Consider the following 25,134-nt stretch of genomic DNA (forward strand, 5'->3'; position numbering starts at 1 on the left):
CGCTGGCCAAGACCATTCTGGAGCGTACCGAGGGGCTTCCCGAGGGAGCGACGATCTGCGCCAAGGAACTGCTGCACCTGGGCAGCCGTGCAGCCGTGGACCAAGCCCTCTCTCGGCTCGTGAAGCGCGGTCACTTCATGCGGGTCAGCCGCGGCGTCTATGTCCGGCCTGTGGAAAGCCGCTTCGGCAAGCGTGCGCCGTCCGCCTCCGCCGTGGTCGAGCACGTCGCCGGCATCAAGGGCGAGACCGTCGCGCCTCATGGTGCCGCAGCGGCGAACAAGCTCGGCCTCACCACGCAGGTTCCCGTGCGCTCTGTCTACCTCACCTCCGGCCCGAGCCGTCGTCTCAAGCTCGGTTCTGAGGTCGTGGAACTCCGCCACGCGCCGCGCTGGCAGCTCGCTCTCGGCAACCATCCGGCTGGCGAGGTGCTGAGGGCGCTCGCATGGCTCGGCCCCGAGAAGGCCGTGGAAGCCTTGCGCGCGCTTAAGCACAAGCTGTCACCGCAAGAGCTGAACGAGATCGCCTCGGCGCGCGCCGTTCTTCCGTCCTGGCTCGCCAAGCAAGTGAGTGAGGTCGTCGTGAATGGCTGAGGCGTTTCTTCAACTCTCAGCCAATGAGCGTCGTGACGCTCTCGGGGTCGCCGCAACCGCCAGCGGCCGGCCGATCCATCTTCTGGAAAAGGATGTCTGGGTCGTCTGGTCGCTCGCGACGTTGTTCGGCGCGCCTTTCGCCGAGCATCTGGTCTTCAAAGGCGGCACTTCGCTGTCGAAGGGTTATGGCGCCATCCAGCGCTTTTCCGAAGACGTCGATCTGACCTACGACATTCGTGCGCTTGCGCCCGACCTGACCGGAGACGGCGCTGAGCCGCTCCCGCCGAACCGAAGTCAGGAGCAGAAATGGACGCGCGAAGTCAGACGCCGTCTGCCCCACTGGATAACGGACTCGGTCGCCCCAGTGCTGCAAGAGGCGCTCGGGCGCGACGAGCTGGCGGCAACCCTGCGGATCGAGGATGACAAAATCTTCATCGACTATGAGCCACTGGCGACGGGCACCGGCTATGTGAGCCCCTCGGTTCTATTGGAGTTCGGGGCGCGATCGACCGGCGAGCCGGCGGACAAGCGTCCAGTCATCTGTGATGCGGCGCCGCATCTGACAGGGCTGGTCTTCCCTGCGGCCGAGCCGCGCATCATGCGCGTCGAGCGCACTTTTTGGGAAAAGGCGACGGCGGTACATGTGTTCTGCCTGCAAGGCCGCATCCGCGGACACCGTTTCGCGCGTCATTGGCATGACCTCGCGCGCCTCGACGAGGCCGGGCATGTGGATGCCGCTCTCCTTGAGCGGGAACTCGCTGAGGCCGTCGCCCGCCACAAGGCCATGTTCTTCGCCGAGAAGGACGAGGATGGCCAGCCGATCGACTACCAAGCGGCCGTCCTCGGGCGTTTGTCCCTCGTTCCCAACGGCGATGCCTACGAGGCGCTCGCCGACGACTACCACCAGATGGTCGATGACGGCCTGCTACTGAGCGATCCGGAGACCTTCGAGGTGCTCATGGAGAGATGCAGACACATCGAAGAAAAAGCTAATCGGTAAGAGTCGCAGCTGCGCAGGTTCGGCTCGATACTAACATCGTGCTGAATGCTAACTCTTTCGCTGTTAGAATTCAGCACCTCGCCGAAGCTGAGCAAGAAGATGGACACCTCCGACAACCCTGCGGCGGGCGCGGGAGCGGCGGTTGGATTGGCGTCTCCGGGGGATGGCGAGGGTACGGAGGGGCCGCTTGAAGGCCCCTGTTGGGCTGTTGGGGCGTGTTCCGAGCGGCCTGCGGCTCAGGCGGGCAGACCTCTCCTGTCGAGCCAGCACCATCGCTTCATGTTATAGGCCATGTTGGCGAGCGTGACGGTGGCGCGGGCGCGGGCGATGCCGATGGTGCGGATCACCAGCCCCATCACCCCTTTCTGATGCGCGAACGGATGCTCGACACGGGCGCGCACCGCGGACTTGGCGGCGTTGGCTTGGGCGGTGCGCCTCGGCATCGGCCGGCCCGGCGGCTTGCGCCGATGGATGCGGCTGACCTTGCCGATGCCCGCGAGATACCGCTCGTTCTCCGCCGAGCGATAGGCCGTATCGGCCCACACGTCGGCGGCGGTGTTGTTCGGGTCGATCAGCCCCTCGCGCAGCCGCGCGCCGTCATGCGCCGCGGCATCGGTTGTCTTGCCGCGCCGGATGACCCCGTGCTGGCGGTCGATCGAGATGTGCGACTTGTAGCCGAACGCCGGGACAGCGATGTCGACCTGCGGCTTGCCCTCGGCAGTGGGCTTGGCCTTGGAGAACTTCACCGTCCAGCGCGCGTCGGTGTCCTTCTGGCGCGCCTTGGCCGGCTTGTCGGACCAGATGTCGGTGGCCTTCTCGCCCGCCTTGATGCGCGCCTTCTCGGCCTCGGTGTTGCGTTGGCGCGGCGCCGCAACGAGCGTCGCGTCCACGATCTGGCCGGCCATCGGCAGATAGCCCGCCTCGGTGATCGCCCGGTCGAGCCGAGCGAACAGCGCGTCGAGCGCGCCGGCGGCGATCAGTGCCTCACGGAAATCCCACAGCGTGTTGGCGTCCGGCACCGCATCGCCGGGGCCGAGGCGGCAGAAGCGCATCCAGCTCAGCCGGTCGGCCACCAGGTACTCCGTCTGCGCCAGCGACAGCCCGTGCATCGCCTGCAGCACCAGCATGCGGAACTTCAGCACCGGATCGAAGCAAGGCCGCCCGCCCTTTGCGCGATCCCGCGGCCCGAAGGCTGCGTCGAGGTCAGCCCGGAACATCTCGAAATCCACCGTCGCCGCGAGCTTCTCCAGCGGATCGCCCTGTGCGGAGAGTTCCCGCAGACGCTCCTGCACATCCCAGAACCCTCGCTGACCTCCGGACATCCGAACCTCGCTCGCTGCCGCCTCAACCAGACGGAATCACGCCCCGCGCGGCAACACCAGTCAGTTTCCGGAGGTCTCCAGATCTATGCGGGGATCGAGGAATGGCGGACCTCACTATTCGTTCAGTCAAGTACGCCATTTACCGGTCAAGAACCCCCGCCATTTAGCGATCAAAGTCACAAGCCCAACGCCGCCCGCAATGTCGGCGAGCACAGCCTGTTGTCCGCCTAGTGGCTAGCCGCCCAATGGCGGCATAGGCTCGGCCCGTTCTTCGGCTTTTCGCTCGTCGTTCGGTTTCTGACCGCTAGCAGGGCAAGAGCCGTCACCTGGGCGGATAGAGAACAAATAGTGAATATTATTGTTGTAGCCGACCGATACCCTCGGCTACCATGAAAAGAAAAAATGCCGACAATCGTATTCGCAAACTCCAAAGGCGGCGTCGGAAAGACGACTTCCGCTCTCGCTCTCGCCCAGGTGCTCGTTCGGTCGAACGCCTCCGTCGCCCTGCTGGACGCCGACCCTAATCAACCCATTAAAGCCTGGGCCAGTCGCGACCCCAGCCGCGTGCCCGGCTTGCTGACCGTTGTGCCGGACGTGAGCGAAAGCTCCATCCTCGACGCCATCGACCGGGAGGCGCAACGCAATGCCTTCGTCTTCGTGGACCTTGAGGGCACTGCCAACCTTGCTGTCTCCTACGCTATCGGCCGAGCCGACGTGGTTATCGTGCCCATGCGCGGCAGCCAGCTCGACGCCGACCAGACGACTCGCGTCATTGCGCTCATCCAGCGCGAGGAGCAGGCATATCGCCGACGTATCCGACATGCAGTCCTGTTTACGGCCACGTCTCCGGCGATCCGCTCCCGCGACCTCGCGCATCTGCGGCAGGAGTTGGAGGCCAACGGTGTCTTCTGCCTGCCTACGGAACTCACCGAACGTGCTGCCTTCCGAGCCATGATGCAGTTCGGGGGGACGCTCTACGACCTGTCCGGTGCCGAAGTCCATAACCCGGAAGCAGCCATTGAGAACGCCGAAGCCGTTGCCGCGGCTGTCATCGACCTGATTGCCAACAAGAAGGAGCCGAACAATGGCCGAGCCGCGTAACCGTCCCCCACTCAATCTCGATGCCTTCAAGCCGACGCCGGTGGCCGATCCCGCTCCGGCACGGCAGGTGGCCGAGGAACTGGGCTTCACCACTCGGGAGGGTGCCGTAGCCGTCGCGGATGCTCGTATGTATCGGCGCCCTACACCCCGCACCGCGCAGCTCAACGTCGCGATACGGCCTGCCGTAAAGGAGCGGTTCTGGAAGCTCGCTTACGAGCTGGAGGTGGCGAGCGGAGAAGAACTCCTGATCCGCCTTCTCGACGCCTATGACCTGCAAAGCCGTGCCAGAGAGGCCGTCGAATGACGACAGCGAAAGACAAGGTAAGTGCTGATGACGTGCGCGACCCGACCCTTCGTAGGCACTTGAAGCAGCTTGAGCTGACGCTCGCCGCTTCCCCGGAAAACCAGGCGAAAACGAAAGGCCTGACAAAGAGAGCGGTTCCCGCCAATGACAATCAGCCGGATTTCTTCGTTCCGGCGGTCCAGGACGTGCCCATCAAGGACGGCCTCGACCTTATGGACATCGCGGTCTTTCGCCTTGCAAAGAGCCAGACCCGAAAGGGCGACATTATCCGCCATGAACTGCCGGGCGTCACTGTTACGGTTGCTGGCGGCGCTCACGGCATGGCGACAATCATGGACTACGACGTGGTCCTGATGATGGTCAGCCATCTGGCCGACGAAACGCGCCGCCATCGGCAGGGTCGGGGGCATAAGCCCTCCAAAATCTTCCGTCCCAACAGCGTCGAGGTCTTCAAGTTCTGCCGCGTACCGAAAGGCGGAAACTCCTACGACGCACTGGAGGACTCCCTACGTCGTCTGCAAGGGACCTTTATCGAAATCACGCGCACGAACGGCGTGAAGCGCACCCGTCGCACGGGCTACTTTCCGCTTCTCGCAGGCGCGGATGTTGTCTCCCGAACCGACAGCGGACGGATTGCGACCATCGAGATTATCATCCCCGATTGGATTTACGACAGCGTGACGAGTCACGAGAATCCGGCGGTCCTGACCATCGACCCCGACTACTTCCTGCTCAAGAAGGGATTGGCGCGCTTCATTTACCGCCTCGCGCGAAAGGCGGCAGGTAACAGCAGCGCCATCTATTCCTTCACGACCGTGCATGCCCGCAGTGGCTCCACACGGCCGCTGAAGAAGTTCACCAGCGATTTGCGAAAGCTCATCGAAGCCGACAATCTGCCTGGCTATCACCTCAAGGAGGTCAGGGGAGCGGACGGCCCGCAACTCCATATGCAGTGTCGCGAAGTGGCGCTCGCATCCAGTGATCAAGCATAGGTCCGCAATTTCCACCGGTATATGTCGGCTGTTGATAAATTTGACTCCGATTCCGCCTCGCGGTGGAAATTGCGGACCAAAAAGTGGAAATTGCGGACTTCAGAGTGGAGATTGCGGACCAAAAAGTGGAAATTGCGGACCTTGTATACACTGAAAGCCGCAGTTTTCTTGGTGGAAAGAAAAAAATCTCACGCCTAAAACTATTTAAAACTTAAATAAAACTAAAGAAAACGCACATCAAGCGGCCTGGCCTGTGGATAACTGCCGATAGTCCATCGGATGACCCATCACCATCTAATGCCTCAGAATTTGACGATAAATATTCGCCCGACCGATCCGGGCCGTTACCTGGGAGGCCGAGCAATATCGACCGCTGCCTGGATGATGTTTCACCGAAAAAGTGTCATTCGGAAACCAGCGAGCGCGCTGCACCGGCGGCAATGGGCTCCCGAACGGGTCCGAGTTGAGGACCCCGCTCTGCACTCCCGTCAACCTGCGGCAGGTGCCTTATCGTTGGATCAGGAATCCTTGTTCCGAAGGCGTTCAGCCTCGTCGCGGCGTGCCTGCCTCTCCGCCTGAGTGCGCGCCATTTCATCCTTGAAGGATTCTGCGTACTTCTTGCGCATCACCCAGACATACAGCCCGACGGCGATGACGCCGAGCACGACAATCGTCGTCAAATTCTCCGTTATCCATCTCATTGGCGGCGCTCCTTTCTGTTGGCTATCGGGTTTTGAAGGGGCGTGTGGCGCGCTGGGAGTCCTCTCAGATCATTCGTCGAAGCTGGGAGGGGCAGGTGGGCGGCGCGGCGTCTCGGATGAACCAGAAGGCCGCTCAAGCGGTCTGGGGCCGCCATCGTCGGGCGGGCTCGCGGCGGCAGCGGGCGGGGAGCCGCTCTTGCGGGCACGCATCCGCGCCTGGAGCGCGGCGAGTTCTGCCTGATATTCGGCGTCATCTTCCAGATCGACGGCGTCATCCTGAGCGCCAGGAGAAGATGGCGCCGGGGCTTGTGCCGCCGCGACCGCATTTGACCCCTCGGCGGGCACAGGCGGTCTCGTTTCCGGGACAGGAAGCGGCGCGACGCGAGGCGCGCGCAGTACCTCCTTGCCGTACTTCGCCTGGTTCTCCTCGACCCACTCCTTGTGATCCGGGTCCGCGAACAGCGGCGTTTGCATGCGGGCACGAATGGCCAGGCCGTCCTGGAACATGACGCAATCCTCCCAGAACTCCGTGCCCATGAGCTGCTGCGGCGACGCCACCCAGTCCTCTTTGCCCCAGATGTCGCGCTTCCGGCCAAGGCGCGCCGAGACATGGGCCGCGGTGGCGGTATCGTTCGGGCGGAAGTAGATCTGGCAGCGGCAGTTGGCGATGAGGCTTTCCCATTTCGGGTACACCTCCTTCAGCTGCGCGATGTCCTGGGTGAACAGCCACATCCTGATCTTGTAGCTGCGCGTGATCGCGACCGCGTTCTCGATGATGCCCATGTAGCCGAGCTGCGGCATCTCATCGAGGAAGAAGGTGATCGGGTAGTTGAGGAACTTCGGATGCAGCTCCTTGTCGGCTGCGTTGCGCTCCATGATCTCCTTGCGCACCCGGATCGCTTCGCTCAGGAGCTGGCCCAGGATGACGCGTAGCACCGTGAGCGTCGCGCGCATCTCTTCCGGGGGCACGATCAGATAGACCGATCCCGATGCCCCCCGCTCGACCTGCCCTTCGCCCTTGTCCTGCCAGCCGTACCACCTCTTCTCCTTCGAGGCCGCCACCGCATCGTTGTTGGCCGTCACGAGGATGTCCTCCATCGTGAATCCCGGCGTCGTTGTCGAGGTGACCGCCCGTACCCGGTCGGAACTCCACACCTCGAGCTGCGTGTGCAAGGTCGTCGTGATTGACATGCGCAGCCCGTCGGTCTGCTTCTCGATGAGATTGCCGGCTTGGCGCAGGCGCTGGTCGCCTGATGCCTTCAGCTCTTCGAGCATGCGGTCATGCTCCTCCTTCGAGGCCGCCAGGAGCCTCTGCACCTCCGCCATGTTCCGGAGGCCGGGCGGACGGGTGCTGACCACGTAGTAGATCAGGCCGCTCAGCAGCACTTTCGCGGAATCGTCCCAGAACGGATCGCGGCTCTGGGGCACGATCATCAGGTCGGCCACCAGCCGCGCATCGTCCCAGCTCTTCACCCTATCGAGCGGGTTGTAGCTGTCGGAGTCAGGCTGACCGGGGGCGAACTTGAAGACCTGCCCGTAGAGGCTTCGCCACCACGCCGTCTCCTTGTAGTTCTCGCCCTTGGGATCGAGCACCACAACGGGGCCTTCGAACTTCAGCAGCGTCGGCAGGATGAAGCGCTGGCCTTTGCCTGCCCCCGTCGGGGCGACCGTGAGCAGATGGCCTTCGCCATGGAAGTGGATCGGGTAGAACAGCGTCGTCTGCCCACCGTCTTCGTCAACATACGGAAGGGCGAACCTCGCCAGCTCGATCGTGTCCTCCGGCCAGGGCTCCCCCTTCTCCGGGATGAACCGTCCGCTCTCCAGCTGCTGCAAGGACGCCCATGCGGCCGACGCGCTGATCGACTTCAGCCTTGCCTGGCTGTCGGGATGAAGCATCGGAAACGTACTGCGGAGTTGTGCTCGGAACTTCTCCAGATCGCCGGATTTCAGCTCCTGCCACAGGCGGACCTTGAACATGTGCTCCATGTAGGGGTCGTCGGTAATGATCCGGAGGGCTTCTCGCCATTCCGGGTCGAGCGACCGATACCAAGCCACATGGAACGACCCGCCCGTCCATCGGATCGGCTCGTTCCCGCCTTTGCCCCAACCGAACAGCTTGCCCCAGACCATGGCTGCCCTCCGCCGCTGACCAGCCTCCTTTGTTCTTCCGTTTGGTTGTAACCCGATTTGCCTGTTCTTCCTATGACTTGAGCGGCCACCTCTGACGCTCGTTCCGTTTCAGGCTGTCAGGGACGGATTGTTGCCTGCGGCCATAAGCCCTCGGTGCCCTGCGCCAGTGGGCATCGCAACATTCTCCAAATCGGCCCCGCCACCGCTGGCGGGGTCGTTCTGTGTCCGGGTATCACGACTTTCGTTGGCGAGGTTCCTCCAATCCTTGTCGCTGATCGCTGCCCACGAGCCGTCCTCAGGTTTGGCTGACCTGGCAGGGATGCCGTGCGGCGCAACGGCGGTCGGTCAGTTTCTTCCCCTGCGGCCGAGGCCGCATTCCTCGCGGACGCGGTGCTTCAAGAAACAGCCCGCCCGCCGTCTTCCGGTTCCCTCCAGCCCGTGTGGATGCGCCGCCCGTCTTGCCCCTGCCTCTCCGGTCGCCATCGGACGGCCGCGATGGGCGCGGTCGCAAAGACAAGGAGAGGAACCATGACCGCAGAACGCATCGACGTTTACACCCAGGTCACGAACAACATCATCGCCGCCATCGAGGCGGGAGCGGGCGACTGGCAGATGCCCTGGCACCGCAGCGGCGAGGGCCTGAACCGCCCCGTCAATATCGACACCGCCAAAGCCTATCGCGGCATCAACGTCGTCAGTCTCTGGGCCTCCGCCCAAGCCCGCGGCTTCACCACCGGCACCTGGGGCACCTACCGACAGTGGCAGGCCAATGGCTTTCAGGTCCGCAAAGGCGAGAAGTCGAGCCTCGTGGTCTTCTACAAGGAGTTCGACGTGGAAGAGCGCAACGACGACACCGGCGAAACCGAGCACGGCAAGCGCCTGATGGCCCGCGCGAGCTGGGTCTTCAACGCCGACCAGGTGGACGGCTACGAGGCGCCTGCGCTCCCAGAGCCGAAGGACCCCGTCGCCACCGTGGCAGCCGCTGACCGCTTCATCACCGCCACCGGCGCGATCATCCGTCACGGCGGCACGCGCGCCTTCTATCGTCCCTCCGACGACATCATCCAGATGCCCGAGCGCGAGCGCTTCCTCGGCACCGGGACCAGCACGGCGACCGAGAGCTACTACGCCACGCTCCTGCACGAGTTGGTGCATTATTCCGGCGCTCCGAACCGCTGCGATCGCCAGTTCGGCAAGCGCTTCGGCGACGACGCCTATGCGATGGAAGAACTCGTGGCCGAGCTGGGCGCGGCGTTCCTGTGCGCCGACCTGGGCGTGACGCTTACCCCGCGTCCCGACCACGCCGCCTACATCGACAACTGGCTGAAGGTGCTCAAGGCCGACAAGAAGGCCATCTTCACCGCCGCCAGCCAAGCGGCCAAGGCGACGGACTTCCTCGCCGGGCTGCAAGCAGCCGACATCACCGAGGCCGCCGCTTAGGCGGCCTCATTTCTCGGCTTCCAGCTGCGACTGCGCACGCTTTGTCAATTGCCGGATTGCGCTGCGAACCGCAGCTTGCGTCTCCGGCATGATGCCTCGTCCGGCGCGCCACTGGTAGTAGGATGTCGTGGAAACTCCTGCGGCACGACAGATCGCACGTATTGAGATTCCATGATTTGCCTGCGCTTCCTCGATCAGTGCAAGGATAGACGTAGTATCAAGTATCTCGCATCTCTTGATAATCAAAACATTTCTAAAAGGACTTCGCGGCATGGCAAGGCAATCCAATTGTATTTTCTCAAGTATATGTTTTTATATAGTATGAAAATAATCCAAACATCACAGATACGCGTAAATAGACTTGCTGCCGTAGCTTGCATTCTTTTTGCGCTCAACGTGCTGTTTTTCTTGGCGCTGCATGATTTCGGACTGGCGCGGCGTCTCGTTCATGTGCCCGCCCTTGCCGAGCCACCGGCTGAATCTCTGCCGCACAGAGAGCATGATCGCGTGGTAGCCATTCTTCGTGACACGATGAATGCCGTAAAGAATGTCGGCTCTGAGCCTGGATCTTTCGACCTTGATGTTTTGACGCGGCACGCAGCCGCGGGCGGCGCGCTGATGTGCGCTGGCATGGCGAAGCTGTTCGTCGGGAACCTCAACGAAGCCGGAGTTCCCGCCCGTCGTGTTACTCTGGTGCGCAACCTCGGCGAGTGGATAGATAGCCACAGCACAGTTGAGATCGCAATTGGCGGCCGATGGGTCATCTATGACCCTACCTTCAATGTCTCGTTTCGGTCGGGCGGCGAACTTCTGGGCGTTCTAGATTTATATCGATTCTGGGCATCGGGAAGGACCGGGGATGTTGAAACAGTATTCTATGGAGAGGTTTCTTATCCAGCGCGGCTTGAAGATTTCCACATTTCGTACTTTGCGCTGCTCAATCATATATTCTTTGAGGTCAATGAGAGTTTCCCTTGGTACGTTTCAAAGGTTCTCCCGGTGCGCTGGTATAGGGGGCCGCATCTTCGATATGCGCACATCGACAATAGGGTTAGACTTTATGAGGTTTTGAACGCCGTAAATTTGTTTGTACATGTTGTGTTTCCATTTATTGTATTTGGATTGCTGATATATTGTCTTATTGGGATTCTGATCGATGCCAGGAAGAATGAAAATGAATCTAAATGATTGCCTGAGAACGATGGTGGCTTTCATTGTAATAGTATTTTTCCTGTTTTTGATGAGTGCGTTAATCGTTGGAGGCAATGTCGCAATGAAGATCTGTTGCGAGTGAAAACTAGCACCTGAAGATGGAGCATCCTTTGGGGAAACGCCTTTCCCCTGGCCTCAGCCAAGATGTCTTCGGCGCACCCCTTTCGAGCGGGGAGACCCCGCAACGCCCCCATCGCCGCCATATCGGGACCCGCGCTGACGCTGCCCGATGCGGCGGCGGCGGACGGCCCTCTGGGCCGGAGATGATCCTCTGATCGCGCCTTGGCGCGATACCCTCTTCTGCCAGCTTGTGCCGACCCCGCCGGGCTTGCCCAAGGTCGCCGTCCGGCCTGCCCGCTCCATTCGGGCGGCTGACGCCGCCCTCCCGTGTTGGCCGGATGCCCCCTGACGGGGCGGCTCCCTTGGAGCCCGTCGGATGTCGGCGCGCCGCCGCCAGGCTCAATCCAGACACGTCCTCGCACTCCACCGTCTGTCGTCGCTCGCCGCTGGGCAGAGGGTAATGCGCGGGGCGTGGGTGTCCTTCGCAGCCTTGAACGACTGAACGGAGGACTTCGGCCATGAGCCAGACCAACATCACACCAGACCATCGCAGCGCCTTCGAGGCGCTGACCAGCGGCGCGTTTTCCAACTTCGCCCTGTTCTCCTGCTTCGCGGACGGCCAGCCCGCCGCCGCCATCTGCGCGGTGACCGACACGATGCGCCTGACCGACCATGACGGACGGGAGGCAGGCCGATGAACCTGCTGACCGCCGAACAACGCGCCCGCATGCTGGCCAACGGGCGGGCGAACGCCGAACGCATGGCGGATGACGGCGACACCCACGACTTCTGGCCTGTGGTGAAGCTGTTCACGCCCGACGGGGCGTGTACGTGGCTGCTGTCCGAACTCGACCCCGATGACGAGGACATCGCCTTCGGCCTCTGCGATTTGGGCATGGGATGCCCTGAATTGGGCAGCGTGCGCCTGTCGGAGATTGCTGCCCTGCGTGGCCGTCTTGGCCTGCCCGTCGAGCGCGACCTCCACTTCAAGCCGACCAAGAGCCTGACGGCCTACGCCGCCGAGGCGAACGAACACGGGCGTATCAGCGCCTGACATCCCGCGCCCGCGTCACGGCGCGGGCGCTTACCCAATCGAAAGGAACCGAACCCATGACCATCGAAACCATCCCCTTCTCGAAACTCGCCCTGACCGAGGGCGCCAATCCCCGCCGCAGCATCGACGCCGCCGCCATCGAGGGGCTTGCCGCCTCGATCAAGGCGGACGGCCTTCTGCAAAACCTTGTCGTGCGCAAGGACGGCCGGAAGTTCCGCATCGTTTCGGGCGAACGGCGCTGGCGCGCGCTCGCCCTGTTGGTCGAGCGCGGCGACATCGGGAAGGACTATCCCGTGCCCGTCGAGGTGCGCGCTGATTTGACCGAGGCCGACGCATTGCGTCTGGCAACCGTCGAGAACATCCAGCGCGAGCAACTGCCCCCGATGGACGAGGCCGAAGCCTTCGCCCTTCTCTTGGGGCAGGGCGCGCGCCTCGAAGACGTGGCCGCGAAAGCGGGCGTGTCGGTGCTGACCGTCAAGCGCCGTGTGGCGCTGGCGAGCCTTACCGACGAGGTGAAGGCGCTTGTGCGGAACGGCGAGATTTCCCTTGCCGCCGCCGAGGCGCTGACGCTGGGCAGTGCCGAGCAGCAGCGCGCCGTCATCGAGCGGCTGGAAAGCGGCTATCGCTACGATGCCGACGACATCCGCGACTGGCTGACGGGCGAGAAGCCCGCCCTGTCCTTGGCGATCTTTCCGCTGGAACGCTACGAGGGCACGACCACGTCCGACCTGTTCGCGGACGAGGACAGCACTGTTTTCGACGATGCCGAGCAGTTCCTTCGGCTCCAGACCGAGGCCGTCGAAGCGCTGGCCGCGCATCACCGCGAGGCGGGTGCCGCCTTCGTGGACATCCTGACCGACAGCTACGCCGCATGGTGGCAGTACCGAGAGGCCGATGCCGAGCAGGGCGAGACGGGCGGGGTGGTCATCCACTTCAAGCCGTCAGGCCGTGTCGAGGTGCGGCAAGGGCTTGCGCGCCGCGAGGTGCGCCCGAGCGTGGCGGAAGAGACCGCCGACCATCCCGCCGCGCCGAAGGAGAAGCCCGAATATACGGGCGCGGTCATCCGCATGGCCGCCGCCCACAAGTCGCTCGCCGTCATGGCGGGGCTTCTGGCGAACCCCCGCAAGGCGCGGGAGGTGGCCGTGGTGACGATGCTGAACGCCTGTGACTTCACGGCGCGGGCGCGTCTCGATGCCCATCCAGCTTTGGGCTATTTCGCGGGCGAAGACGGCAAGCCCGAGACCTACGCCACGGTGGAAGGGGCGGCACTGACGGTGATGGAGGCGCTCGACATCGCCGCCACCCTGACCAGCCGTTATCTGTCACCCGACCGTGGGGCGTGGGAGACGCTCTTGCGTCCGCAAAAGGAGCCGCTGGCGCTCTACGAGGCCGTGACCGCCCTCGATGATGCCGCGCTCGATGCGCTGCATCTTCTCTTGACCACGCTGACCTTTGGTCAGGGCAACATGGACGCGCTGGACGCGGGCGCGAGCCTGTTCAACCGCGTGGCCAGCGATCTCGGGGTGTCGATGCGGGATCATTGGTGCCCCGACGAGGCGTTCCTCACCCGCCGCCGCAAGGATCAGCTGGAGGCCATCGCCAAGGAGACGGGTGCTGTGACCCGCCTCGGGGCGCTCAAGGACTACAACAAGACGCAGCTGGCCGCTGCCCTTGCCCGTCACTTCGAGCGCTGCGCCGCCGATGACAAGCTGATCGCCGCCGACCTGAAGGCCCGCGCCAATGCGTGGCTGCCCGAGGCCATGCGCTTCGGCGGGTTGGAGGTCGAGAGCGGCAACGTGGCCGAGGACGTGACCGAGGTCGAGGCCGACATCGAGGCCGATGACGCGATTGGCGACGGTTTCCCCACGCCCGCCGTCGCCGAGGATGTGCAGCCCGCCCACGCGGCCTGACCCGTCCAGCGAAGCCCGCCCGCAATGGGCGGGCTTCGTCCTTTCCTCAATTCGTCAATTCCTCATCCGACAGGTGCCCCATGCCCACCATCCTTGGCGCGCTCGCGCTCTTTATCCTCGCCGCCTACATCGCCCACGTCACGGGCAATCCCGAGAACTTCCTCTGGACGATCGTCGCCGTGCCCTTCGTCATTCCCGTCACCGCCATCGTGCTCTGGATTATCGGTAAGCTGCTGGCCGCGTTCCGTGGCCCGCCGCCGTCCCCCTGACGGTCAGGAGCCATGGCCATGCCGATCATCGTGACCCTCGCGCTCATCATCCTCGCCGCTTTCGTCAGCACCCGAACCGGCAGCGCCGACGCCTTCATCGCGGTGCTGGTCGTCGTCCCGCTGGCAGCCTTGGGGCTGTTCTACGTCCTGCTCATCCTCGGTTGGATTTTCAGAGCGATCCGAAGCGGGTCGAGCCCCCGCTGACTGAAGATCCCGTGCGCCGCATCGAGGACGGTGCGGCCATGCACCGACCCACAGCGCCGCCTCGCTCCCGTCAGGGGGCGGGGCGGTTTCTCATTGCGCAGGGGACGCGATTTGGCCGGAGGCCGAGAGAGGACGGAGGCCGATTGGCCGCGTGTCGGGTGAAGGGGGCCGAGGTCGCCAGCGCGTCTTGCCTCTGTTTGGCGCGGATCAGCCGCCCTTCTGCGTCCTTTCCTCTCATGGCCACATCTGAGCCCGTCGCCCGTCCCCGCAACGGCGCGCGGTCGGTTTCTTCCCCTGACCTGCGGTCATTCCTCGCGAAACAAGAAACAGCCCGCTTGCCGTCTCCCACTGCGTTCCGCCCTGCGGGTGCGGGTCCGTGCTTCGACGGTCTCTCTCATGGGCCATGGAAAGGTCGCGATGGGCGCGACCGCCAGAACCAAACAAAGGAGACTTTCATCATGGCAACCATCGGCACCTTCACCAGGACCGACAGCGGCTTCACCGGCACCATCCAGACCCTCGGCGTCAAGGCCACCAAGGTCGCGATCACCAGCGTCGAGAAAACCGCAGACGCCGCCCCCGACTTCCGCGTCAAGGCGGGCGCTGTCGAGATCGGCGCGGCCTGGCACCGCACCTCCAAGGGCGGCAACGAGTACATCTCGGTCAAGCTGGACGACCCGAGCTTCGCCGCCCCGATCTACGCCAACCTGGTCGAGCAGGACAAAGGCTTCGCCCTCATCTGGAGCCGCTGACCGCAGGCGACGCCGCCCGCCACACGGCGGGCGGCCCTGCCTCCCCCGATAGTTTGACGATTTAATGAATGGACGATTTTGACATGATCACTTTGACCGACATCCATCTGCAACGCCTGCACGCCGAGGCCAAACGCCTCGCCGAAGACGCCGACCGCCGCCTCGCCACCGCCTTGGACAGCGACGATCCCGACGACTGGGATGCGTGGAAAGAAGCTGACGGCATCGCCACGGGCTTCAAGCTCGCCCTTCAGGAGGTCGCCCGCGAGGCGGCCGATCCCGAGCCGACGCCGCCCGCGCCCGCTCTCAGTTACGACGACTGGCGCGATGCCTATCGCCCTGTCCGCAACACCATCCGCAAGGATGCGCCCTTCGACGGGTGCATGTTCGAGACCTTCGGCCCCGAACTCGATGCCGTTCGTGCGGCCGATCCGGCTTGCGTCTGGACGCTCGTCAGCAGCGATGACGACGACGGCCTCTGCCTTCTGTCCGGCTTCCACTTCGTCAACCGCCTTGGCTACCTCATCACCGAGCGCCCATGGAAGGGCGCGGAGTCAGTGGAAATCGCCCTTGATTGAACAGGCCGGGAGACCGCCGTCCGCAACCGGGCGGCGGTCTCCCTTGGGCCTCACGGGAACGCAAACGAGAAGCGCGTATCCGTGGCGTATGGATCGCGGCAGGGGGCGTCGATCACGGCGTCCCGGCAGACGATGCCCGTCACGCTCTCTGCTCCGATCCGCCCATGATAGCTCTGGAACTCCGGCGCGCGGTTGGACGGGTTCTCGCGTATGTCAGTCTCGCGAAACGCAATGGTTTCGCCGTCGATCCGACCCTCGATGGCATAGCGCGACCCGGACGACCATAAGGACTCGCCACTGAACAGATTGTCGTTGGGGTCGAATGTCTCGAAGGTGATCGTGAACTCGCTGACTGTTCGTTTTCCGCAGGGCAATCTTGCACAGCCCCATCTGTCCGGCTCGTCATAGCGCGCCTGAACCGCTGCTCCGGCAGCCAGTGCGTCACGCAGGATCACAATGCCCGCGGCCCGTCTGGCGCGACGCTCTGCGATGACCTCTTCGGGGTAGAAGGCAACCTGCACAAGGCCCTGCGCGCAGTCCGAGAAACCGCCCAGCGCCGTCTCCCTTCCATCCAGCGCCAGCCGATAGACACAATTCAGGACGGCATCGCCACGCTGGATGTCCTCGACATTCTCGAAGATCATCATGCCATTGGTGATGATGCCGTTGATCCGTTGAACCGATGACAGCGTCAGCCAGGTCAGCTGACCTGTAAAGCGATCATTCGCATCAAGGACAACATCGACGACCTCGAAGGGCCAGACCGAGCCGCCCTGGCTCGACTCACCGCGAAACTCGCCTCGCCCGAGAAGATGGCGCAATCGCGCGGAGTCGCGGTCGATGGCGGCCTGCTGAGCTTCACGAGCCGAGCGCTGTCGCGCTTCGGCCTCGGCGATCACTGCGCGATGCTCGTGGCTGTCGCGCAGAACCGTCCGCCCGGAAAAGCTGCTGCGCGGCGCGCCCGAGCCCTCGAAAGGGCTGCCCTGAAAATCAAAGGAATATTCCCATTCCCCGCGATAGAGTCGCGCGGAGGCAAAGCCGAAAAGCTCGACCACATGGCCCTCGGGCAGGACCGGCGCCAGCACGGTGACGTCGTCGATCTGAGACACGAAGCCGAAGGTCGCCTGTTGCAGACGCGCGGTGGCGCGAATGCGCATCCGGATATCGGGATCGACGATGCTGCCGACATTCTGCGTGGCCTGGATGGTCAGGGACTCAACCGACCAGATTGCCGGGATCTCGAAGCTCAGCCCCTCGGCGACCTGCGCCTCGGTGGGTGCCTCTTGCGCCTGACCCTTTATTGGCCCGACAACCACAAGGGCAAGAGCCAACAAAATTCCTGAAATCGTCGCCTTCATCCGTCCTCCTTTCGTGCAAGATCGCGGTTCTGGATCATGGCCTTACCCCGGCACGACACAGGTTCAGCCGCGCCTCCGCATCGAGGCGCATGCCCTCAGCGGCAAGCCGACCGTTCGGAACGGTGTCGAGGCGCTCCGCTTCCCGCACGCGCGCGCGGTATTCGGCATCGCAACTTGGCGCGGCGGGGCGGTCTGAACGACCGGAAGGGGCGCAGACCGCCAGCGCGCGCGTGAGCTCGGCCCGCGAGCCCGCCAGTGCCAGTGAAAAGGCCGGTAAATCCCCGGCAGTGACCCGCAGGCGCTGTCCGGCTTGCAGCGCATCCAGAAAATCCGAATGCCCCGGAAGATCGAGGGGTGTAACGTGCTGGAGATAACCTCCCAAGGTGACCGGGCTCATGGAGAAGGTGGCGTCGATCCGTCCTTCGACCGACAGGTTCACCTGCAGGGGGGCATCGACCAGCCCCGCGTCATCGACAAACAAGAACCATTCCGCGCCCGGGGGCGGGTTGTCTGCCTTGCAGCGCAGACCAAAGCACCGCGCCGCGTCCCCGTCGGCGCTGCATGCGGCGGTTCCCCAGCCAAGCACATCATCGGAGACCGCGAACCAGTCCCCTGCCAATGCTGGGGTTGTACTCCAAATCAGGACGGCAAGTAACACGAGCGATCCACCATTTGATGTCGCGCGCGCCATCTGCGGCCCCTCAGTAGGTGTCGCCGCCCGTCGCGGCGTAATAGGCATCCATCAGGTCATCGTCGCCGATGCGGTCGAAGGCATAAGCTGACCCGTTCCAGCGCCAGATGGCCGGTCCTTGCAGTCCGGCAAAAAGCAGGGTCACCGGCTCGCTCCCATCCTCGATCCAGGCGACATCGATCGCCATAACATCGGCGACGGTCACATATCCGTTGGGGCTGGAATGGAGCACGCGGATGTTGCACTCGCCCTGAGCATTGCAGGTCTTGTCCGTCACCAGCTGGACGATGACCCAAAGGTGGCCGAGCCCGAGCTCTGGCGATCCGAGCAGGACCTTGGCATTAAGGCCGGGGGCAGGCGCTCCGGCCGCGACCGCGCGGATATCCGCATCGGGCAGTGTGCCGACCAGCAATGTCTCGTCGCCTGCGACGAATTCGAAGCTGTGCACGATGAGAGCGTCCGCAGAGGCAGATCCAGTGGTGCCCAGAAGCAGTCCAGCTAGCGCCGCGATCATCGCGGCACTCATTCCCCGTCGTGAATGGCTCATAAGTTCCTCAATTCCGATTCTGTGCTCCCGTAATGGCGTCCGTATAGGCGTCCATCAGTGCTTCATCGCCGAGCTGGTCGAATGCATAGGCTGATCCGTTCCACCGCCAGATTGCCGTTTCTTGGGCTCCCTCTACGGCTTCCGACAGAAAGATCAGAGCGGGTGGTTCGTTGCCGTCATCGATCCACGCGACGTCTGACGCCATCACTTCGGCTACAGTCACATATCCAGCAGGGCCGGAATGAAGGATTCGGATACTGCATCCTTGACTATTACATGTGTTTGTGGTCGCGAGTATCACGACGAGCCATTGATGACCCAAGCCGAACTCCGGCGTGGCCAAAAGAACCTTCGGATATCCTATCCTCTCGTACATTGGCGCTCCGGCCGCGACCGCGCGGATATCCGCATCGGGCAGTTTTCCGATCAGTAAGGACTCGTCGCCTTCAAGGAAATCGAAGCTGCGAACCACCGGCGTCGTCGCATGCGCAAGTGTTGCGACGAGCAAGCCTGCCAGTAAGAGTGCGGAGGAGCCGATCCTACGAAGTCTCATCACGTTTACCGCAGGTAGGCTGGCCAGTATCGGCCAGAGCGGTCGTGCCAGTATCGGTATCCGTTGCCGTCGCGGTAGAACGTGTAACAAGTCCGCACGCCCGAATTGCTGTTGGTCGTGCAGAGCACGCCGTCATTGGCAATCTGATAGGTGCCCCGCGCGCTCATACGGCTATCGTCATACCGATAGGTGCCATCCCGCGAGAACATGAACGTTCCTGTTCCCTGACTCCATGCCCGCCCAACAAAGGTGCTACGCACCTGATCAGCCGTCAGACGGTTGCCGTTATCGGCCGCTGCTGTCTGGCAGGCCATCAGGCCCAGCATGAAAAGCGCGGCGAAGACCGCGCCGCAGCGTGACAAGCTCGGGAACATCATTGTTTACCTCGGTAGCGCGGCTTTGATGCGGTCGAGGATCGTCAGCGACTCCCGCATGGCTCCGGTGTCGTTCTGTTGATGGGCGCGGTCGTGCAAGGCGCGGCCCCTTTCGAGTTGCCGGGTAAGGTCGGCTTTCCTGTCGGCGGGCAACGAGGCGGCGGCCAGCCGGGACGCCACGTCCGGGTATTCCGCCGTACCCCGGCAGGCAAGTGCGCTGGACGCCCCCGCCACGGTGAACATAAGCCCTCCTAAGAGAAGTGCGGCAGGCCGCAGGAAAGGTTTGTGTTGGTTGGTCATGGGTGCCCCCGGCTTCCGTAAAGTTTGTTCATGCGAACAGGCGCACGACTACGACCCGTGCGACGGGTCGCCCGAATATTTTCATAAGGGCTGCTACCGGCTGGTGTCACCGGCAATGTTGGAAGGCATGGAAAAATCGGAAAATGCGCCGAATAGGTGATCCTTCTCAAGAGCTTGATCGGGAGTCCCGGTCTGGCTAGAAAGGAGGGAAAGAGCCGCGTGAGGGGACGGCATGGGGGACAAGTTCGCCAGTTTTGCAGAATGGTGGAAGCTGTTCGATGCTTTGTGCATCGAGCGTGGCCATGTCGATAACGACCGGATTGCCAGCGAATACTGTAACCTGACCAAGAAGAAGGCGGACGGCGCTTACGAAAGCGCGCTGAAAAGCCTGAACAACTGGCGCAGGGGGTTACACACCCCCAGCCGCCGTAACTTCCGCATCCTGACCTTGCTGCTTCAAGTGGAGGACATGGACGATGCGCTGCCTTACTGGCACCGGCTTTATGAAGATGCCCAGCGGCGCAAGCCTTCCACCGAACCGGACAACGGCGACGCGAACGGACACACGGGAACCCCCGAAAGGATAGCACCGCCTCATCCTGTTGCGGCTTCCCGCCGCGTCCGTCATTGGCAGATTGCCGGTATCGTCGCCCTTGTGTTGTTGGCCGCTGGCGGCGGCATGATCGGATTGAGCGGTTGGCAGGTGTCGGAAAGCTCGGCCATCCAAAGGAAGCGGCCCGAACCCGGCCCGCGTGTGATCGACATGACTGACCAGCGCATTTACTGGCGTGAGCTTTCCGAGGTGAGGGTAGGCGAGTCGGTTGTGATCCACGCCAAGCGTGGACGCTGCGGGGAGCAGCCACCATCGTGGGAAGAGGTGTTCGAGTATCTGCCGGAACTCGCCACGGGCATTTGGTCAGATGGAGGGGTAGGCTACCGCGTCAGCCGCTCATGTGGCGGAGCGACACCCGCAAGAGCGGTCGTGTTCACGGCCACGCGCCCCGGAGAACATCGGTTCATGCTTTACGAAGACCCCATCACGATCCGGGTGGAAGAATAGGAGCGCTCTCCACGGACATTGCGGCGAGCCTTTTTCGCCGTCCCATGCTTGGCATGGGAGGCGGGTGCGATCGCGGCTATCATCGGGTAGATTCCCTATTTCCGGCTTCAAGTTGTTTCCGGTCGTCTATCGAGCAGAGGAGCAAGCCAAGCATCAAATTTCGCGCGGCTGTCTCCCAAGACGCCGACCGCCCCGTCCTGAACACGCTCCGCAATGATGCGCCCTTCGGCGGGCTGATGTTCGAGACCTTCGGCCCCGAACTCGATGCCGTTCGTGCGGCCGACCCGGCTTGCGTCTGGACGCTCGTCAGCAGCGATGACGACGACGGCCTCTACCTTCTGTCCGGCTTCCACTTCGTCAACCGCCTTGGCTACCTCATCACCGAGCGCCCATGGCAGGGCGACGGTCAGCTCGACATCCGCCTCGACTGACGGTGGCTTCCGCCCCCGTCGCTTCGGCGGCGGGGGCTTTTCGTGTGTCCGATCGGTGGCTCTTCGGCGGAGGGCGCAGGCATCCAGTCCCGATCCCTTCCGGTCGGTTGCCCGTCCTTTGGAGGTTCCGCGTACCTGGCAGGCGGCGCCTTGCCGTCCATGACCTGCCCGCACCAGCGGGTCGGTGCCCCGCCCGTGTTGGTCAGGACGGCGGCGGCTCATGCCGCCCGCCCTTTCGGTCGCGTCCGTCAGGACGCGCAACCAACGACCGAAAGGAGATCATCATGGGACTGGATATGTACGCCTTCACCACCGCCGAGCCAATCACGGCCGAGGTGGACTTCACCACCGAGACCGCCACCGAACTCGCCTACTGGCGCAAGCACCCCAACCTGCATGGCTGGATGGAACAGCTTTATCGCGCCAAGGGCGGCACGGACGCCGACTTCAACTGCGTGAACGTCGCTCTCGACGCGGACGACCTCGATCGGCTGGAGCGTGACATTCGCCATCAGGCGCTGCCGCACACCGAGGGGTTTTTCTTCGGCACCTCGCGCCCCGACGAGATCGACCTCGACCTTGCCTTCATCGAGAAGGCCCGCGCGGCCATCGCCGAAGGGAAGACGGTGTTCTACACCTCGTGGTGGTAAGCGCCGCTTGGAACGAGGCCGCCCTCGCCAAGGGCGGCCTCGACCGCGTTTTCCGCCAGTATCCCCTCGACGGACGCGGGGTCGGCGGCCGGTGCGTCATGCGGTCAGACGTGGGCGGCTCCCATCGGGCTCCGCTGGCGCGACGCTGCTTCTGACGAGCGGCGTCTGCGAGGCGCGACGTGGCGAGCTGGCCCCGGCGCAGGCGTCGGTCGGCCGACACGGGTCTTATGAAGGCGAAGGTCACCCCGGCGACTGACGTCCTCACGGTCAGCGGGTCGGCGGTCAGGCATGCAGGGCGGGGCTTGTCCCCTTCCGAGGCACACGACCGATGCGGGCCTTCCAACTGGGCAAACTGGCGTCGGCGGCGTCTGCCGCAACGGCGCTGCCCGACTTTCTTCCCCGGCGCCGCTGGCGCCTTCCTCGCGGTCGCTGCGCTCCAAGAAAGACGGGCCTCGCCGTCTGCCGCTGCGCTTCGCCCTTCGGGTGCGGCTGGACGCCCTTGCCGACGCCTCACGTTGCCCATGGAAGGCCGCGGTCGCGGCCACAGTAACGGAAGGAGGCAAACCATGAACACCCTGCACACCATCGACACCGACTACGAGCTGACCTGGGACGAGTTCCTGATCACCGTGGAGGACCTGCACCTCATCGAGACCGGCGCCGATCTGGCCGACGACGACTACGCCACGGTGCTCGCCGCTTTCGAGCGCGGCCTCAGCCCGAACGGCTGCGTCATGAGCATCATCGACGCCCGCCGGCCGTTCGACGCGCGCGAGCACTGGTTCCACGCCGCCTGACCGACGGCGGCCCGAGCGAACCCCGTCGGTGCGACCCGGCGGGGTTTTCGCATGCCTGGCTGCCGGCATCTTTCGACGGCCGCGACGGCGCTGTCGCGCCTCCGTCCGCCGGCTGGCGCTGTGCCGGGTGTCGGCAGCGACATGGTGTTGGTGGCCGCTGGCAGGTGTTGTGGCTTGTGGAGACGGGCGATTGCGGTTAGTATCGCGTTGTCCATCATTGGCATTAAGTATCTGACCTGTCAGTCCGAATCCACTCCACCCTGTGGACCGACCCCATAAGCGGGGGAGGGTTTTCGTGTCACAGGGGGGAGGCAAGATGGATGTTGTGTTACAAAAACTCCCGCGTCGAGGCTGCCGCCCCGACACCGGCCGCGGCTCCGCCGTCCGGCCTGACGGGAGTTTTCTTCACCCAACAGCACCCGCATTCGACCCCCTGACGGGGTCTCAAGCGCAGCTCATCTTGCTCTGCGAGGCGACTGGGAGAGGGGGCATCTAGCCATGGCACGGCCAACCCTCGATCCCCAGCGCAAGCGCTCCGAGGTCCTGAACCTTCGGCTCTCTCCGACCGAGATGTACGACCTGCGGCGCCGCGCAGCCGAGGCGGGCGTGACGCTCGCCGACTATGCCCGCGCCACCCTGACGGGGCGGCGGCCGAAGCCGAAGCCGGTCAAGGACCGGGTCATGGCGGCGCTGCTTTACGAGCTGTCGTCCATCGCCACGAACCTCTCCCAGCTTGAGGACGCCACCGGCGAGCCGACCTACGCGCAATGGGCACGCTATGTCGGTGGCGAGCTGGTCGAGCGGGTGACCGACCGCCACGAGCTGACACCCCTCATCGAGGAGCACCTGGAGGCGATCAACGGCGCCGGGCACATGGTCAACGCGATGGCCCGCCGCGCCAACATGGGCAAGCCGCTGGACGCGGCTCAGGTCGAGGAAACCCTCTCCATCCTCCGCCGTGTGCTGGAGCCGATCCACCGGGCGGTGAAGCGACCGGCGAAGGCAGGCGACGGCACGTCCGATCCGGGAGACGGGCCGGATGCGCTTTAAGGTGCCCGCCCGCCAGCCGGAGAGCTTCCGGGCTTCCGTCCTCTATCTCGCCGGGCGGGTGAAGGGCCTGTCGCCCGACCGGGTGGAGTTCGTCGAACGGCGCAACCTGCATACCGACGATCCGCGCTCGGCGGCGGCCGTCATGGACGCCACCGCCCAGAAGTCGGCGCGATGCCGCCAGCCGGCCTACCACTTCATCGTCACGTTCGACCCCGACGACGCGGCGGCGGGGAAGGTGACGCCGGAGCTGAAGCGCCGCGTGGCGCAGCAGGTCATCGAGCGGATGGGGCTCACCGAGCACCAGCTCCTGGTCTATTCCCACACCGACACCGACCACCCCCACCTGCATTTCCTGGTCAACCGGGTGCACCCGACGAAGCACATTGCCTACGACCGGCATCAGGACGGGCGGCGGCTCACCGGCGTCGTGCAAGAGCTCGCGCGCGAGCACGGCCTCAACATCCTGCGCAACCGCGAGTACGAGCGCCAGCTCGGCCGCGAGGTGGTGGAAGATTTCGGCCCGGCCCCGACCGATGCCGAATACTGGCGCGCCCGGCGCGAGGAACGCGAGGCGCAGCGACCCTTCGAGAAGGATGCCGTCACCGACCTGCGCCGCCGCCTGAAGGACGACTTCATCCGCGCCCGCGACTGGGATGACCTGGCCGAACGGCTCGCGGCCAAGGGCATCACCCTGGAGCGCAAGGGGCAGGGCCTGGTGCTCACCGACGGTGAGCGCTTCGCCAAGCTCTCCGACATGGGCAAGGGCGTGCGCTTCCATGTCCTGGAGGAACGCTACGGCGAGAGCTTCGACGACCACATGGCCCGCCGCGCCGCCCGTGTCGCCGAGCGGGAACGGGGCAAGGAGGATCGCGCCCCAGACACCAGCAGCATGGCCCCGGCCGAACGGCGGACGGTGGAGGGTATGTTCGACGAGGAGCCCGAGCGCGGTTCAGCCGAGGCCGCTGTGCGGCGCTTCGACCAGGCCGACATGGAGTTCCGCTACTGGAGCCAGATCGAGGCGTCCTATCGCTCTGCCGCCGGCAAGGTGCGCTACGCCGAACGCCAGCAAGCCTTCAACGAGAAGCAGGTGCACCGGGATGAGGCATGGCTTGGCAAGCGCAGCCGCAGCCTCGACGAGATTCTGGGCAAGGTCTACCGGGACGCTGCCAAAGCACGGGCGATCTGGGATGACCTGGAGGAGAAGTTCGGCATCCGCGACGCCGAGCGGATGATCGAGAAGGACCCGTTCATCCTCGGCGCGGTGCGGGGCATCCGGCTGGGCGACACCCGCACGGCCGACCGGCGGGAGGCCAAGCGGTATTTCCGCTACATCGTCGAGCGCCGCCAGCGCTGGCGTGATGCGAAGAACCGGCTGGAACACACCCGCGCCGAGATCGAGCGCGCCCGCCAGCGGGTGAAGCTTGCCGTGCGCGAATACGAACTTCTCCAGCATGTCGCAGGCTCGCCGCAGATGCTGCGCGAGACCATGCTGGAGAAGATCAAGGCGCGGGCACGCGCTCTCTCGCGGGTGACCGAACGCGCTATCGAGCGCAGCCGCCTCGCCGACGAGCGGCGGGAGCAGCTCCATCGGGCATGGCGCGTGGCGAAGGAGAAGCGTCTTGAACGGGAGCGCAAACGCGAGCGAGGCCGGGCGTTTGGGCTCGACCTCGATCTCTTCGACAAATACTGATCGTTGGTGTCGCG

General features: G+C 64.1%; 30 protein-coding genes (1 of these 30 only partly in view). 20 read left to right on the plus strand and 10 right to left on the minus strand.

Annotated elements, in window-relative coordinates; genetic code table 11:
* Together BOQ54_RS03080 and BOQ54_RS03085 are read left to right on the plus strand one after the other, a co-directional pair.
* Positions 1–590, plus strand: the 3' portion of a protein-coding gene (locus BOQ54_RS03080; RefSeq protein ID WP_071923226.1) for a DUF6088 family protein. It extends 7 nt beyond the left edge of the window; 590 of the gene's 597 nt are visible here — the last part of the coding sequence; its start codon lies beyond the left edge, outside the window; it ends in the stop codon at positions 588–590.
* Positions 583–1,590 carry a nucleotidyl transferase AbiEii/AbiGii toxin family protein gene (locus BOQ54_RS03085; protein ID WP_071923227.1) on the plus strand — a complete coding sequence of 336 codons (1,008 nt, stop codon included), beginning with the start codon at positions 583–585 and terminating at the stop codon, positions 1,588–1,590. The genes BOQ54_RS03080 and BOQ54_RS03085 overlap by 8 nt, the downstream gene beginning before the upstream one ends.
* A 236-nt stretch (positions 1,591–1,826) precedes the next feature.
* On the opposite strand, the gene BOQ54_RS03090 is transcribed toward BOQ54_RS03085, so the two are convergent.
* Positions 1,827–2,912 (minus strand): IS5 family transposase, encoded by a 1,086-nt coding sequence (locus BOQ54_RS03090; RefSeq protein ID WP_071923228.1) that lies wholly within the window; start codon positions 2,910–2,912, stop codon positions 1,827–1,829.
* 402 nt (positions 2,913–3,314) lie between these two features.
* On the opposite strand from BOQ54_RS03090, the gene BOQ54_RS03095 reads away from it, so the two are divergent.
* From BOQ54_RS03095 to BOQ54_RS03105, 3 genes are read left to right on the plus strand one after another with little or no spacing between them, the layout of a single operon-like run.
* The gene (locus BOQ54_RS03095; RefSeq protein WP_071923229.1) at positions 3,315–4,013 is read left to right on the plus strand and encodes a ParA family protein; all 699 of its coding nucleotides are present in this window, start codon (positions 3,315–3,317) and stop codon (positions 4,011–4,013) included.
* Positions 3,997–4,317 (plus strand): hypothetical protein, encoded by a 321-nt coding sequence (locus BOQ54_RS03100; RefSeq protein ID WP_071923230.1) that lies wholly within the window; start codon positions 3,997–3,999, stop codon positions 4,315–4,317. Before BOQ54_RS03095 ends, BOQ54_RS03100 begins: the two co-directional genes overlap by 17 nt.
* Positions 4,314–5,309, plus strand: a complete 996-nt coding sequence (locus BOQ54_RS03105) for a replication initiator protein A (RefSeq protein WP_083585885.1) — start codon at positions 4,314–4,316, stop codon at positions 5,307–5,309. The genes BOQ54_RS03100 and BOQ54_RS03105 overlap by 4 nt, the downstream gene beginning before the upstream one ends.
* Positions 5,310–5,827: 518 nt before the next feature.
* Here the strand turns inward: BOQ54_RS03105 and BOQ54_RS19965 are convergent.
* Both BOQ54_RS19965 and BOQ54_RS03110 read right to left on the minus strand, forming a co-directional pair.
* Positions 5,828–5,989, minus strand: coding sequence for a hypothetical protein (locus BOQ54_RS19965; RefSeq protein ID WP_186438020.1), 162 nt, complete (start codon positions 5,987–5,989; stop codon positions 5,828–5,830).
* A 90-nt stretch (positions 5,990–6,079) separates the two neighbouring features.
* On the minus strand, positions 6,080–8,140 hold the full coding sequence (locus BOQ54_RS03110) for a type IV secretory system conjugative DNA transfer family protein (RefSeq protein ID WP_071923231.1): 2,061 nt from the start codon (positions 8,138–8,140) through the stop codon (positions 6,080–6,082).
* A 528-nt stretch (positions 8,141–8,668) separates the two neighbouring features.
* Here BOQ54_RS03110 and BOQ54_RS03115 point away from each other — a divergent pair.
* Positions 8,669–9,580, plus strand: coding sequence for an ArdC family protein (locus BOQ54_RS03115; protein ID WP_210187189.1), 912 nt, complete (start codon positions 8,669–8,671; stop codon positions 9,578–9,580).
* A gap of 6 nt (positions 9,581–9,586) precedes the next feature.
* Here BOQ54_RS03115 and BOQ54_RS20420 read toward each other — a convergent pair whose 3' ends face one another.
* Positions 9,587–9,853, minus strand: a complete 267-nt coding sequence (locus BOQ54_RS20420) for a transposase (RefSeq protein WP_432431518.1) — start codon at positions 9,851–9,853, stop codon at positions 9,587–9,589.
* On the opposite strand from BOQ54_RS20420, the gene BOQ54_RS03120 reads away from it, so the two are divergent.
* The 8 genes from BOQ54_RS03120 to BOQ54_RS03155 all read left to right on the plus strand — a co-directional run bounded on the left by BOQ54_RS03120 (position 9,752) and on the right by BOQ54_RS03155 (position 15,619).
* Positions 9,752–10,768 carry a transglutaminase domain-containing protein gene (locus BOQ54_RS03120; protein WP_083585886.1) on the plus strand — a complete coding sequence of 339 codons (1,017 nt, stop codon included), beginning with the start codon at positions 9,752–9,754 and terminating at the stop codon, positions 10,766–10,768. The genes BOQ54_RS20420 and BOQ54_RS03120 overlap by 102 nt on opposite strands.
* A 602-nt stretch (positions 10,769–11,370) precedes the next feature.
* On the plus strand, positions 11,371–11,550 hold the full coding sequence (locus BOQ54_RS03125; protein WP_071923234.1) for a hypothetical protein: 180 nt from the start codon (positions 11,371–11,373) through the stop codon (positions 11,548–11,550).
* The gene (locus BOQ54_RS03130) at positions 11,547–11,906 is read left to right on the plus strand and encodes a DUF2958 domain-containing protein (RefSeq protein WP_071923235.1); all 360 of its coding nucleotides are present in this window, start codon (positions 11,547–11,549) and stop codon (positions 11,904–11,906) included. The genes BOQ54_RS03125 and BOQ54_RS03130 overlap by 4 nt, the downstream gene beginning before the upstream one ends.
* Positions 11,907–11,962: 56 nt before the next feature.
* On the plus strand, positions 11,963–13,816 hold the full coding sequence (locus BOQ54_RS03135) for a ParB/RepB/Spo0J family partition protein (protein WP_071923236.1): 1,854 nt from the start codon (positions 11,963–11,965) through the stop codon (positions 13,814–13,816).
* A gap of 80 nt (positions 13,817–13,896) precedes the next feature.
* Positions 13,897–14,085, plus strand: a complete 189-nt coding sequence (locus tag BOQ54_RS03140; RefSeq protein WP_071923237.1) for a hypothetical protein — start codon at positions 13,897–13,899, stop codon at positions 14,083–14,085.
* 18 nt (positions 14,086–14,103) lie between these two features.
* Positions 14,104–14,289: a hypothetical protein gene (locus BOQ54_RS03145; protein ID WP_145979711.1), complete on the plus strand. Its 186-nt coding sequence runs from the start codon at positions 14,104–14,106 to the stop codon at positions 14,287–14,289.
* A 458-nt stretch (positions 14,290–14,747) separates the two neighbouring features.
* Positions 14,748–15,041 (plus strand): DUF736 domain-containing protein, encoded by a 294-nt coding sequence (locus BOQ54_RS03150; protein WP_071923239.1) that lies wholly within the window; start codon positions 14,748–14,750, stop codon positions 15,039–15,041.
* 68 nt (positions 15,042–15,109) lie between these two features.
* The gene (locus BOQ54_RS03155) at positions 15,110–15,619 is read left to right on the plus strand and encodes a hypothetical protein (RefSeq protein WP_071923240.1); all 510 of its coding nucleotides are present in this window, start codon (positions 15,110–15,112) and stop codon (positions 15,617–15,619) included.
* A 50-nt stretch (positions 15,620–15,669) separates the two neighbouring features.
* Here BOQ54_RS03155 and BOQ54_RS03160 read toward each other — a convergent pair whose 3' ends face one another.
* From BOQ54_RS03160 to BOQ54_RS03180, 6 genes are read right to left on the minus strand one after another with little or no spacing between them, the layout of a single operon-like run.
* On the minus strand, positions 15,670–16,977 hold the full coding sequence (locus tag BOQ54_RS03160) for a hypothetical protein (protein ID WP_145979712.1): 1,308 nt from the start codon (positions 16,975–16,977) through the stop codon (positions 15,670–15,672).
* A 34-nt stretch (positions 16,978–17,011) separates the two neighbouring features.
* Positions 17,012–17,668: a hypothetical protein gene (locus tag BOQ54_RS03165; RefSeq protein WP_145979713.1), complete on the minus strand. Its 657-nt coding sequence runs from the start codon at positions 17,666–17,668 to the stop codon at positions 17,012–17,014.
* Between the two features lie 10 nt (positions 17,669–17,678).
* Positions 17,679–18,194 (minus strand): hypothetical protein, encoded by a 516-nt coding sequence (locus BOQ54_RS03170; RefSeq protein ID WP_145979714.1) that lies wholly within the window; start codon positions 18,192–18,194, stop codon positions 17,679–17,681.
* A gap of 28 nt (positions 18,195–18,222) precedes the next feature.
* Positions 18,223–18,768, minus strand: a complete 546-nt coding sequence (locus BOQ54_RS19625; RefSeq protein WP_145979715.1) for a hypothetical protein — start codon at positions 18,766–18,768, stop codon at positions 18,223–18,225.
* Between the two features lie 5 nt (positions 18,769–18,773).
* The gene (locus BOQ54_RS03175; RefSeq protein ID WP_071923244.1) at positions 18,774–19,145 is read right to left on the minus strand and encodes a DUF995 domain-containing protein; all 372 of its coding nucleotides are present in this window, start codon (positions 19,143–19,145) and stop codon (positions 18,774–18,776) included.
* 3 nt (positions 19,146–19,148) lie between these two features.
* Positions 19,149–19,385 carry a hypothetical protein gene (locus BOQ54_RS03180; RefSeq protein WP_071923245.1) on the minus strand — a complete coding sequence of 79 codons (237 nt, stop codon included), beginning with the start codon at positions 19,383–19,385 and terminating at the stop codon, positions 19,149–19,151.
* A 289-nt stretch (positions 19,386–19,674) separates the two neighbouring features.
* On the opposite strand from BOQ54_RS03180, the gene BOQ54_RS03185 reads away from it, so the two are divergent.
* The 6 genes from BOQ54_RS03185 (at position 19,675) to BOQ54_RS03210 (ending at position 25,120) form a co-directional block, all read left to right on the plus strand.
* The gene (locus tag BOQ54_RS03185) at positions 19,675–20,502 is read left to right on the plus strand and encodes a hypothetical protein (RefSeq protein ID WP_071923246.1); all 828 of its coding nucleotides are present in this window, start codon (positions 19,675–19,677) and stop codon (positions 20,500–20,502) included.
* Between the two features lie 236 nt (positions 20,503–20,738).
* Positions 20,739–20,933: a hypothetical protein gene (locus BOQ54_RS03190; protein WP_071923247.1), complete on the plus strand. Its 195-nt coding sequence runs from the start codon at positions 20,739–20,741 to the stop codon at positions 20,931–20,933.
* Positions 20,934–21,217: 284 nt separating this feature from the next.
* Positions 21,218–21,583, plus strand: coding sequence for a phosphoglycerate kinase (locus BOQ54_RS03195; RefSeq protein ID WP_071923248.1), 366 nt, complete (start codon positions 21,218–21,220; stop codon positions 21,581–21,583).
* A 566-nt stretch (positions 21,584–22,149) separates the two neighbouring features.
* On the plus strand, positions 22,150–22,380 hold the full coding sequence (locus BOQ54_RS03200) for a hypothetical protein (protein ID WP_071923249.1): 231 nt from the start codon (positions 22,150–22,152) through the stop codon (positions 22,378–22,380).
* A 498-nt stretch (positions 22,381–22,878) separates the two neighbouring features.
* Positions 22,879–23,430, plus strand: a complete 552-nt coding sequence (locus BOQ54_RS03205; RefSeq protein ID WP_071923250.1) for a plasmid mobilization protein — start codon at positions 22,879–22,881, stop codon at positions 23,428–23,430.
* Positions 23,420–25,120, plus strand: a complete 1,701-nt coding sequence (locus BOQ54_RS03210; RefSeq protein WP_071923251.1) for a relaxase/mobilization nuclease domain-containing protein — start codon at positions 23,420–23,422, stop codon at positions 25,118–25,120. Before BOQ54_RS03205 ends, BOQ54_RS03210 begins: the two co-directional genes overlap by 11 nt.
* The last annotated feature ends 14 nt before the right edge of the window (positions 25,121–25,134 follow it).

Origin of the sequence: Chelatococcus daeguensis (assembly GCF_001887265.1) — a bacterium.
Lineage (GTDB): Bacteria > Pseudomonadota > Alphaproteobacteria > Rhizobiales > Beijerinckiaceae > Chelatococcus_A > Chelatococcus_A sambhunathii.